Origin of the sequence: Sphingobium limneticum (assembly GCF_008710155.1) — a bacterium.
GTDB classification, from domain to species: domain Bacteria; phylum Pseudomonadota; class Alphaproteobacteria; order Sphingomonadales; family Sphingomonadaceae; genus Sphingobium; species Sphingobium limneticum.
The window spans coordinates 136,434-147,153 of sequence record NZ_VYPZ01000007.1 but is presented as its reverse complement, the minus strand read 5'-3'; the positions used below and the strand labels follow the sequence as shown (position 1 = coordinate 147,153).

12 protein-coding genes and 1 riboswitch are annotated in these 10,720 nt (G+C 66.2%); of the genes, 9 read left to right on the top strand and 3 right to left on the bottom strand.

The genetic code is table 11. The features are described from left to right. The 3 genes from F4U94_RS11060 (at window position 1) to F4U94_RS11050 (ending at window position 3,444) form a co-directional block, all read left to right on the top strand. Window positions 1-306, top strand: a complete 306-nt coding sequence (locus F4U94_RS11060) for a formate dehydrogenase subunit delta (protein ID WP_120250829.1) — start codon at window positions 1-3, stop codon at window positions 304-306. A 31-nt stretch (window positions 307-337) separates the two neighbouring features. Beyond that, window positions 338-1,141, top strand: a complete 804-nt coding sequence (gene fdhD / locus F4U94_RS11055; RefSeq protein ID WP_120250828.1) for a formate dehydrogenase accessory sulfurtransferase FdhD — start codon at window positions 338-340, stop codon at window positions 1,139-1,141. A gap of 62 nt (window positions 1,142-1,203) precedes the next feature. Further along, window positions 1,204-1,414, top strand: a riboswitch (cobalamin riboswitch). Window positions 1,415-1,584: 170 nt separating this feature from the next. Further along, the gene (locus tag F4U94_RS11050; RefSeq protein ID WP_120250827.1) at window positions 1,585-3,444 is read left to right on the top strand and encodes a TonB-dependent receptor plug domain-containing protein; all 1,860 of its coding nucleotides are present in this window, start codon (window positions 1,585-1,587) and stop codon (window positions 3,442-3,444) included. Between the two features lie 16 nt (window positions 3,445-3,460). Here the strand turns inward: F4U94_RS11050 and F4U94_RS11045 are convergent, their stop codons facing one another. Continuing rightward, window positions 3,461-4,264: an ABC transporter substrate-binding protein gene (locus F4U94_RS11045; protein ID WP_120250826.1), complete on the bottom strand. Its 804-nt coding sequence runs from the start codon at window positions 4,262-4,264 to the stop codon at window positions 3,461-3,463. Window positions 4,265-4,302: 38 nt separating this feature from the next. Between F4U94_RS11045 and F4U94_RS11040 the strand changes: the two genes are divergently transcribed. Then, window positions 4,303-5,301, top strand: coding sequence for a FecCD family ABC transporter permease (locus tag F4U94_RS11040; RefSeq protein ID WP_120250825.1), 999 nt, complete (start codon window positions 4,303-4,305; stop codon window positions 5,299-5,301). Beyond that, a complete protein-coding gene (locus tag F4U94_RS11035; protein ID WP_120250824.1) occupies window positions 5,295-6,071 on the top strand; it encodes an ABC transporter ATP-binding protein in 777 nt (258 codons plus the stop codon). Before F4U94_RS11040 ends, F4U94_RS11035 begins: the two co-directional genes overlap by 7 nt. 30 nt (window positions 6,072-6,101) lie before the next feature. Here F4U94_RS11035 and F4U94_RS11030 read toward each other — a convergent pair whose 3' ends face one another. Next, complete coding sequence (locus tag F4U94_RS11030) at window positions 6,102-7,307, bottom strand: penicillin-binding protein activator (RefSeq protein ID WP_427771228.1); 1,206 nt, start codon at window positions 7,305-7,307, stop codon at window positions 6,102-6,104. A gap of 11 nt (window positions 7,308-7,318) precedes the next feature. On the opposite strand from F4U94_RS11030, the gene rsmI reads away from it, so the two are divergent. The 4 genes from rsmI to F4U94_RS11010 all read left to right on the top strand — a co-directional run bounded on the left by rsmI (window position 7,319) and on the right by F4U94_RS11010 (window position 10,392). Continuing rightward, the gene (gene rsmI, locus F4U94_RS11025) at window positions 7,319-8,176 is read left to right on the top strand and encodes a 16S rRNA (cytidine(1402)-2'-O)-methyltransferase (protein WP_120250822.1); all 858 of its coding nucleotides are present in this window, start codon (window positions 7,319-7,321) and stop codon (window positions 8,174-8,176) included. Continuing rightward, a complete protein-coding gene (locus F4U94_RS11020; RefSeq protein ID WP_120250821.1) occupies window positions 8,173-8,526 on the top strand; it encodes a YraN family protein in 354 nt (117 codons plus the stop codon). Before rsmI ends, F4U94_RS11020 begins: the two co-directional genes overlap by 4 nt. Before the next feature lie 150 nt (window positions 8,527-8,676). Further along, the gene (gshB, locus tag F4U94_RS11015; protein WP_120250820.1) at window positions 8,677-9,651 is read left to right on the top strand and encodes a glutathione synthase; all 975 of its coding nucleotides are present in this window, start codon (window positions 8,677-8,679) and stop codon (window positions 9,649-9,651) included. A gap of 141 nt (window positions 9,652-9,792) precedes the next feature. Next, window positions 9,793-10,392: a DedA family protein gene (locus F4U94_RS11010; RefSeq protein ID WP_120250819.1), complete on the top strand. Its 600-nt coding sequence runs from the start codon at window positions 9,793-9,795 to the stop codon at window positions 10,390-10,392. Here the strand turns inward: F4U94_RS11010 and F4U94_RS11005 are convergent. Further along, window positions 10,389-10,685, bottom strand: coding sequence for a hypothetical protein (locus F4U94_RS11005; RefSeq protein ID WP_232015727.1), 297 nt, complete (start codon window positions 10,683-10,685; stop codon window positions 10,389-10,391). The two genes, F4U94_RS11010 and F4U94_RS11005, sit on opposite strands and share 4 nt — an antisense overlap. Between the last annotated feature and the right edge of the window lie 35 nt (window positions 10,686-10,720).

Genomic DNA, 10,720 nt, shown 5'->3' with positions numbered 1-10,720 from the left:
ATGAGCGACGATACGCATGTCATGTCCACCACCGACAGGCTGATCTACATGGCGCACCAGATCGCCCGCAACATGGCGATGATGGGCGAGGCGAAGGCGACGGAAGCGCTGGCCGAACATCTGACCCGCTTCTGGGATCCGCGGATGAAGGCGCAGATCGTCGCCATCGCGCAGGATCAGCCCGAACGGCTTTCGCCGACGGTAGCCGCCGCAGTGGCCCGAATGGCGCAGGGCTGGCCGGCGCCCGATGTCGATGCGGCGCAGTTCAACGCGGTGGATGAGGCGGGCCATTGCGACGCCGGTTGAGCGGGATGCCGTCTGCCGCTAGGCCGTGATCATGGATGATGCCGCCGCAAGCCCCCTGACATTCGATCGTTTGACACCCGACGGCGCAACGCGGGCCGTCGAGCGGCCATTGGCGGAAGAAGTGCCGGTCGCGATCGAATATAATGGCGCGGGCTATGCGGTGTTGATGGCGACGCCGAGCGATATCGGCGATCTGGTACAAGGGTTCAGCCTGGCCGAGCGGCTGGTGAGCCGGGACGATGCGCTGCTGGACATTGATGTGCATGATACAGGCGCGGGGATCGTTGCCCGCGCGACATTGCCGCCGCATCGCACCGATGGATTATTGGATCGGGTGCGGCATCGCGCGTCCGATTCCTCCTGCGGCCTGTGCGGGATCGAGAATCTGGAGCAGGCGATCCGGCCTTTGCCGCGTGTCACCACGAGCTCACGCGCGGACCGGGCGGCCATCTTCCGCGCGCTGGATGACTTGCGCGATCATCAGCCGTTGAATGCTGCGACCGGTGCGGCGCATGCGGCGGCCTGGGTCGGCGTGGACGGCGCGATCCGGCTGGCGCGGGAGGATGTCGGCCGGCACAATGCGTTCGACAAGCTGATCGGTGCGATGGTGCGGATGGGGGCGGACTGGGACGGGGGTTTTGCGCTGCTGTCGTCGCGCTGTTCCTATGAACTGGTGGAGAAGGCGGTGCTGGCCGATTGCCCCCTACTGGTCACCATATCCGCGCCGACCCGGCTGGCGGCGGAGCGGGCCGAGGCGGCCGGATTGCCGCTGGTCGTACTGGCGCGGTCCGACGCCCTGTTGCTGCGGGGCCACAGCGACATCCGCCAAACATAGGACCGCTTGGCAGCGTCCCGGCTTTCCCTTATGGCGCGCGCTGTGGGGGAGGCATGTCTTTCCTGCAACATGATCGCGCCGGTGCCCGGAAACGGGTTAATCGGGAATGTGGTGCGGGCGTCACAAGCGCCTTAATCCACGGCTGTCCCTGCAACTGTGAGCGGATAGCGCGATGCACTGGCCCCCAAAGGGCAGCCACTGGAGCAATCCGGGAAGGCGTGCATCGTGCCGTGACCCGCGAGCCAGGAGACCGGCCGGCGCTTGGTCGCTCTTGCTTTGGTCCAGGGGATGGTCGGGGCACGGTGGTTTTCCGTCGAGCGACGCCATGCGGCCGGGGCCGCATCGGGCTGCGGACGGGATATGGCGTCATCCCCCCGAAGGCCCGACCGCTTTCGGGCGGACGCCCCTGCCGACGTCGCACCGACGCTTTAGGGGCAATGACAATGTTGAAATATGGACTTTCGCTGGTGGCTCTGGTTGCTGCCAATCCGGCCTTGGCGCAGGCGGACGACGATATCGTCGTGACCGCCGCGGGCATCGAGCAGTCGCGCGACGAGGTCGGTCAGGCGATCACCGTGATCGACGCGGATACGATCAAAACGCGGCAGGCGATCGACGTGGTGGACCTGCTGGCGACGACGCCGGGCGTGCGTTTCAACCGCAACGGCACCGTCGGTGCGCAGACCGGCGTGTCGCTGCGCGGCGCGGAAACGACGCAGACGCTGGTGCTGATCGACGGGGTGAAGGTGAACGACCCCAGCGGCATCGGTGACGGCTATGATTTCGGCCCGCTGCTGACCGGGAATATCCGCCGGATCGAGGTGCTGCGCGGGTCCAACTCGGTGGTGCATGGCAGCCAGGCGATCGGCGGCGTGGTCAACATCATGACCGGCGTGCCGGCCGATGGCTTCGGCGCCAACGCTTCGGCCGAATATGGCTATAGCGACACGTTTAGCGCCAAGGCCGACATATCCGGTACCGCCGGTATCGCGTCGGGCGGCGTGGGCGCTGCCTATTTCCGCACCGATGGCATTTCGTCGGCCGCCAACGGCACAGAGCGCGACGGCAGCGAGAATATCGCCGCCAATGCACGATTGAAGCTGGCCTTTTCGGACAGCCTGAGCCTCGACCTGCGCGGCTACTATATTCATGCCGATCTGGACGTGGATGGCTTCCCGGCGCCGGCCTATGCTTTGGCCGATACGCCCGAAGTCGCCATTACCGACCAATATGTCGGCTATGCCGGCATCAACCTTGCGCTGCTGGACGGCAAGCTGACCAATCGGGCGGCCGTCACCTGGATGCGCAACGATCGCGACTATTATTCGGCGCGCGGCGCGGATGTCGATTATGGTTATAGCGGCACCAACCTGCGCTTCGAATATGAAGGCGTCTATGCACCGGTCGATCAGGCCAAGTTGGTCTTCGGTTACGAGCATGAGCGGCCGGACTATGATTATTTCGGCTTCGGCAGCACGACGAGCGCGAAGATCAACATCGACAGCGTCTATGCGCTGGCGATCGTGAAGCCCTTCACGGGCCTGGCCGTCACCGGCGGTGTGCGTCATGACGATCATAGCCAGTTCGGCGGCGCGACCACCTTTGGCGCCAACGCCAATTATTCGCCCAATGGCGGCGCGACCAATGTACGGCTGAGCTATGGCGAGGGGTTCAAGGCGCCGTCGCTCTATCAGTTGTACGACACGTTCAGCGGCAACAGGGCGCTGACCCCCGAACGGTCGAAAAGCTATGATATCGGTTTCGACCAGCGGCTGGATGGTGGCCGGGCGGTGCTGTCGGTCACGGCGTTCCAGCGCGATACCCGCAACCAGATCAATTATGACGTCTCGCTTCCGCCCTTTGGTGGCTACGCCAATCTGGACCGGACCCGCGCCAAGGGCGTGGAAGCCTCGATCGCCTTGAAGCCGGTGGACGCGCTGACCGTGACGGGCAGCTACTCCTATGTCGATGCGCGCGACCGGTCGGCCGGATCGGCCACCTATGGCAATCGCCTTGCCCGCCGCGCCGCCAATGCGGTGAGCGTGTCGGCCGACTATGTCTGGCCCTTCGGCCTGTCGACCGGCGCGACCGTCACGATGGTGGGCGACAGTTTCGACAATGCGGCGAACACGCGCCGGCTGGATGGCTATGCGCTGGCCGGCATCAGGGCCTCCTTCCCCGTGGGCGAGCAGCTCGAAGTCTATGGTCGCGTCGACAATCTGACCGATGAGAATTACCAGACGGCCTATGGTTACGGCACCTATGGCCGCGCTGCCTATGGCGGCGTGCGTGTCCGCTTCTGAGGGCTTTTGGCTGGGGTCAGCGCGGCGCGTTCAGGCGCGCCGTGATGGCCCTTGCCGCCTGCACATAGGCCGGGCCGCCGCACACGGTCCAGCTTTGCGGCAGGCTGATGCGCGGGATGGTGCGCAGCGCGGGATGGTGCAGCATTTCCGTGCCCTGATCGACCACCCGGTCGGTCGCGCTTTCCACGATCAGCCAGTCGGGGCGAGCGGCGACCATTTCCTCCAGCGATATCTGCGCCAGCATCGGCTTGCCGAGCCGGCTGGCGAGATTGGTGAGGCCAACGCGATGCATGAGATCGTCGATCAACGTGCCGGTGCCGGTCATATAGCCGCGCCGCTGATAATAGGCCGCGACCTTATCCCGGCCAATATGGGGCAGGGTGGCAAGATCGCGGTTCATGCCGGCGATCAGCGCTTCGCCCCGGTCGGCATGGCCGATGGCGCGCGCGACCTGACGGATCTGGTCGAGGATCGCGCCATAGCTTTCCGCACTGGCGAGGCCGAGCGTGCGCCAGTCGCCCGGCGGGGCACCGGCGACCTTGTCGGGGCCGATCGGATAGCCCAGGATCAGGTCGGGCTGGATCGCCAGCACTTCTTCCGACGGCCGGCGCAGGATTCGAAACCCGCGCGCCTTGTCCGCCGCCGCCGACAAGGTGGGGTCGCGGGCATTGCTGCTGAGCGCGGCGATCTGACCCGGATCGGCCAGTGCGAGCAGATATTGGTCGGCGCAGACATTGAGCGATACGATCCGACGTGGAGGCGCAGCCGCGCCGCTGAGCGCGAACAGGGCGGTCGCCGCAAGGATCATTCGGCCGATCATCCCCACCGCCTTAACAAGCACAGGCAAGGAGGCAAGCCATGAGCGCAGGCCGCTATCATCCCCTGTTGATCCCCGGCCTGGCGCTGATCGTCGTCGGCGCGGCCTTCGCCTCCATATTTCTGGGCGCGGTGACGATCAGCCCGACGCGCATCTGGGCTGTACTGACCGGTGGCGGCGACATGATCGCCCGCACCATCATATTGGACCTGCGCCTGCCGCGCATGCTGCTGGGCCTGCTGGTCGGCGCGATGCTGGGCGTGGCGGGGGCGGCGTTGCAGGGCTATCTGCGCAATCCGCTGGCCGAACCATCCGTGCTGGGCGCATCCAATTCGGCGGCACTCGGGGCAGTCTGCGCGCTCTATTTCGGCCTGTCCGAACTGCATCCGCTGGCATTGCCGTTGCTGGCCATCCTGGGCGGGGCGATCGCGATCCTGACGCTGTTCCTGCTGTCGGGATCGGCGGAAAGCCCGCTGACGCTGATCCTGGCCGGCATCGCCGTATCGACGCTGGCGGGGGCGGGGATCAGCCTGGCGCTCAACCTGTCGCCCAACCCCTTCGCCGCGATGGAAATCATGAGCTGGCTGTTGGGGAGCCTGGAAAATCGCAGCTATGACCATGTCTGGATCGCGCTGCCCTGCGTCATCGTCGGCGCGGCATTGCTGCTGGCCGACGGGCGGACGCTGGACGCGCTGACATTGGGGGAGGAAGGCGCGCAGGCGCTGGGCGTCAACCTGTCGGCGGCGCGGCTGCGCATGATGCTGGGCGTGGCGATCGGCGTGGGCGGCGCTGTGGCGGTGTCCGGTTCGATCGGCTTTATCGGCCTGATCGTGCCGCATCTGGTCCGGCCGCTGACCGACCGGTCGCCATCGGCCGTGCTGCTGCCCTCGCTGCTGGGCGGGGCGGCGCTGCTGACGCTGGCGGATATCGGCGTGCGGCTGATCCCGTCGACCAACGAACTGAAGCTGGGCGTGGTCACGGCGTTGCTGGGCGTCCCGGTCTTTCTTGTCCATCTGATGCGGGAGCGGCGGCTATGGTGACGATCGTTGCGGAAGGGCTGTCGGTCCGGCTGGGGCGCCATGCGGCGGTTCGGAATGTCGGCGTGACGATGGCGCCGGGGACGTTGGTGGGCGTGATCGGCCCCAATGGCGCAGGCAAGTCCACATTGATCCGCGCGCTGCTGGGGCTGGTAAAGCCGGAAGCCGGGCAAGTGTTGATCGATGGGCGCAATGTCGCCGGGCTGGATCGGCAGAGCGTGGCGAGGTCGATCGCCTATCTGCCGCAGGGTCAGACGCTGCACTGGCCGCTGGGTGTCGAGCGGCTGGTGGCGCTGGGACGGTTGCCGCATCTGGGCCCGCTGTCGCGCCTGTCGGCAGATGACGCGGCGGTGATCGAGGCGGCGATGGCGCGGGCCGATGTGCTGCATTTGAAAGGCCGGGTCGCGACCGAATTGTCGGGCGGTGAGCGCGCGCGCGTGCTGCTGGCGCGGGCATTGGCCGTGGGCGCGCGAGCGCTGATCGCGGACGAGCCGCTGGCCGCGCTCGACCCCGGACATCAGATCGACGTGATGGACCTGCTGCGGGCCGAGGCGCGGGACGGGGCGCTGGTGGTGACGGTGCTGCACGACCTCAGCATGGCGGCGCGCTATTGCGACCGGCTGCTGCTGATGGATGATGGCGCGCTGGTCGCGGACGGCGCGCCGATGGATGTGCTGACGCCCGACATATTGGCGCGCGTCTATGGCGTGACCGCCCGGATCGAGCGGGACGGGGACGTGCCGCTGATCCTGCCGATGGGGCGGGTCCGCTAAATCCTCCCCCTTGCGGGGGAGGATCGTCTTTTACTCGCCGAAGCCGCGCGGGGGGGGGTCGATCACGGTGATGGCGCCGGCGCCGACTTCGCCGACTTCCAGCGCGCGTTCGGCAACGCCCGCGCGGTTGAAGCGGAAGGCACCGTCAATGCCGGAAAAGCCACCGGCATCGCGCAGGCGGGCCGCCGGGAAGGGGGAGCCGGGCTTCCAGTCCTGCGCGATGCGGACGGTCAGCAGCACCGAATCATAGCCGAGCGACGACAGGCGGAAAGGCGCGCTGCCGTAGCGGGCGCGATATTTGTTGGCGAGCTGGCGATAGAGCGTGTCGGACACGCTGGCGAACCAAGCGCCACGCAGCACAGGGCTTGCGGCCAGCGCGGTGTCGGTGTTCCAGAGTTCCGTGCCCAACAGGCGCGCGGTGGCGCCGCCATTCTTGCGCACGATCGGCGCGACCTGCAACGCAACCCGGCCGCTGTCGGCGATGAGCAGCGCGTCATAGCTGGATGACGCCTGAAGCTTCTTCACCGCAGCGGTGATGGAGGCGGGCGATCGGTCGAAGGTCTGCATCGACACGACGGTGCCGCCGGCCTGCTCGACCGCGCGCAGCATGGCGTTGCCGGCCCGTTCGCCATAGACGCCACGCGGCACCAGCGCGCCGAAGCGGGTCAGACCCTTGTCCTTGGCATAATCGACGACGCGGTCGATCGACTGGGCGGTGTTGTAGCCCAGCACATAGACGCCGCTGCCCGCGATGCTGGCATCGTTGGAGAAGCTGACGACCGGCACATTGGCGCGCGCGGCGATAGGCCCGATGATGCGGGCATCCTCCGCCAGCAAGGGGCCAAGGATCAGGCGGTTGCCGTCGGCCAGTGCCTTGTTGACGGCGGCCGCCGCGCCCAGCGCCGTGTCATAGGTGGTGATGCGCACCCGGTCGGTCTTGGTATCCAGCAGCGCCAGCGTGGTGGCGTTGGCGATCGACTGGCCCACGCCCGCATTGGTGCCGGTCATCGGCACCAGCAGCGCGACGCGATGACGCGCGGTGTCGGTCGGCAGGCCCTGCACCACTTCGGGGCCGGTCGGCTGGGTGGGGCCAGTGGGCGCGACTGGTCCCGGCCCCTTGGGCACGATCGACTGACAGGCGGCCAGGAACAGCGCCGCCCCCATGAAGGCGATCCGTGCGCCCCTTTTTGCGGCGGCGAACATGTTTGCTTGCCGGGGGGCATCCGTCTCTGTCATCTGGCGTCCTTATGGAAACTGAACCTTCAGGGCTTGAACCCGGGCTTTATATCGTGGCGGGGCCAATCGGCAACCTTGGTGACCTTACGCCGCGCGGGGCGGAAGTCCTGCGGTTGGCCGATGTGGTCGCCGTGGAAGATACACGGGTGAGCGCGCGCCTGCTGCGCCATGCCGGGTCGGACCGGCCGATGGTCCCCTATCATGATCATAGCGCGGAAAATGTGCGGCAGCGACTGGTGGAGCGGATGGGCCACGAATCGGTCGCCTTGCTTTCGGATGCGGGGACGCCGCTGATTTCCGATCCGGGGTATAAGCTGGTGCGCGACGCGCGGGCGGCGGGGCGCAGGATCACGACCCTGCCCGGCCCCAGCGCGGCGATCGCGGCGCTGACGCTGTCGGGGCTGCCGACCGATCGTTTCCTGTTCATGGGTTTCCTGCCCAGCAAGGCGAAGGCGCGGGGTGATGCGCTGGACGAGGTGGCGGCGCTGCGGGCGACCTTGGTCTTTTACGAAAGCGGGCCGCGCCTGTCGGACAGTCTGGCGTCGATGGCCGCGCATCTGGGCGACCGGGATGCTGCGGTCAGCCGGGAAATCAGCAAGACGTTCGAGGAGACGGCGACGGGGACGTTGACCGAATTGTCCGCCCGCTACGCCGATGCGCCGCCCAAGGGGGAGATCGTCGTGACCGTCGGACCGCCCGGAGAAGCACCACCGGCGAGCGCGGAAGATGCCGACGCGGCGTTGCTCGAGGCGCTGACGCGGTTGCCGGTATCGAAGGCGGCGGGCGAGGTGGCGAAGAAGCTGGGTCTGGACCGGCGGACGCTCTACGACCGGGCGACGGAATTGAAGGCCGCGGAAGCCGAGGAATGAGCAAACAGCAGGCGGAGAAGCGCGGGCGTCAGGCCGAACGCATCGCCGCCTGGTGGCTGCGGCTGAAAGGCTGGCAGATTGTGGGCCGCCGCATGCGGACCCCGGCGGGCGAGGTCGATCTGGTCGCGCGACGCGGCAGCATGATCGCCTTCGTCGAGGTGAAGGCGCGGGGGAGTGCGGCGGACCTCAACCTGGCGATCGACGAGCGCAGGCTGGCGCGGGTCGCAGCGGCGGCGGAAATATTGTGGCATGATCTGGCGAAACCGGGCGATGATATGCGAATCGACGTCATCCTCCTTGCGCCGGGCCGCGCGCCGCGCCATCTGGCCAATGTCTGGCATGGGGGATAGGCGTCTCGCTTCCCCGTTCGTCCTGAGTTGCCGCCGAGCTAAGTCGAGGTGGCGTATCGAAGGATGGGTGCTGGGCGATGCTTCGATACGGGACTTCGGCTTCGCTCAGTCCCTACTCAGCACGAACGGATATGGAAGGAAGCCGCGCGCATGACCGAACTCAACCCCCTGACCGTCGCGATGCAGATGGACCCCATGGAGGGGATCAAGATCGGGGGCGATTCGACCTTCCACATCATGCTGGCGGCGCAGGCGCGGGGGCACAGGCTCTATCATTATCTGGCGCCGGACCTGACCTTCCGCGACGGCCGGGTGCTGGCGCAGGCGCGGCCGGTGAAGGTGCAAAAGGTGCAGGGCGACCATTTCGCGTTCGGTGAGCCGGAGCTGCTGGATCTGGGCCGCGACGTCGATGTCGTGTGGATGCGGCAGGATCCGCCCTTCGACCTCAGCTACATCACGGCCACCCATTTGCTGGAACGGGTGCAGGATGAGACTTTGGTGGTGAACGATCCCGCCAGCGTCCGCAACGCGCCTGAAAAACTGTTCGTGCTGGATTATGCGCGCTTCATGCCGCCAACGATGATCACTCGCGACCTGGCCCAGGTGAAGACGTTTCTGGCCGAGCATGGCGAGATCGTGGTGAAGCCTTTGTACGGCAATGGCGGCGTGGCGGTGTTCCATGTCGGCAGCAACGGCGCGAACCTGTCGTCGCTGGTGGAACTCTTCAACGCGTCATGGGTCGAACCCTTCATGGTGCAGGCCTTCATCCCCGGCGTCGCGGAAGGCGACAAGCGGATCGTGCTGATCGACGGAGAGGTCGCGGGCGCGGTCAACCGCATTCCGGGCAAGGGTGAGATCCGATCGAACCTGGCTGTCGGCGGATCGGCGGCCAAGACCGAATTGACCGATAAGGAGCGCGAAATCTGCGCCGCGCTTGGCCCGGAACTCAAGGCGCGCGGGCTGTTGTTCGTGGGGATCGACGTGATCGGCGGCGAATGGCTGACCGAAATCAACGTGACCTCGCCGACCGGCATCGTGTCGATCGACGCGTTCGACGGCACGGATACGGGCGGGCTGATCTGGGATGCGATCGACGCGCGATTGGCAGCGCGGGCGGCGGCGTGAGGCCATGCACCCCGTTCAACCGTTCGTCCTGAGTAGCCATTGAGCCTGTCGAAATGGCGTATCGAAGGATTTTTTGCGTGACGCTTCGATACGAGGCTTCGACAGGCTCAGCCTCTATTCAGCACGAACGGGTTTAGGGATATGACCGACTGGGTGCTCCGCCTGATCGACGCGGGTGGATATTGGGGGATCTTCTTTCTGATGATCCTGGAAAATGTCTTTCCGCCGATCCCGTCCGAACTGATCATGGGCATTGGTGGCATTCGCGTCGGCCAGGGGCGGATGGCGATGGAATGGCTGCTGCTGGCCGGCACCATCGGCACCACCATCGGCAATTATTTCTGGTATCTGGTCGGCCATATGCTGGGCTTTGCCCGGTTGAAGCCATTGGTCGATCGCTATGGCCGCTGGGCGACGCTGGAATGGCGCGATGTCGAGGCGCTGGACCGGCTGTTCGGCAAATATGGCCAGATCGTCGTCTTCGTGTTTCGCTTCATGCCGGCGTTCCGCACGATGATATCGCTGCCGGCCGGGCTGTTCCGCATGGGGCATGTCCGTTTCCTGTTGTGGACCACCGGCGGGGCGCTGATCTGGAACGTCATCCTGGCCTATGCCGGCTATGTGCTGGGGCAGAATTTCCGCAACATCGATCATTATGTCGGGCCGGCTGCGACCGCCTGCGTCGTCGGGGCGGTGCTGCTCTATCTCTGGCGGCTCGCGACCTGGCGGCCCAAAGGCTAGAAGGGGATCTTCACCCCCACCATCACCCGTTGGGAGGTGGTGCCGTTGCTGAAGCTTTGGCTTTCGGCACGGACATTGCCCTTCACCTTGCCGAACAGCCCCATTTCCGCGCGGCCGAGTGGCGGTTCGCTATTCAATGGGACAGGCTCGTTATCGACCCGCTGGCTCTGGCGGCGCGCGGTGACGACGATGGCGTTGGCGTCAGGTGAGGGCTTCACCTTCTTCAGGTCGAAATCGGCAGGAATGTCGGCGGCGCCGACGCTTTGCAGGGCCAATATCAGACGCAGCATCATCGCATTCCCCTTCGGGCCGAGGAAGATGCAAGCTG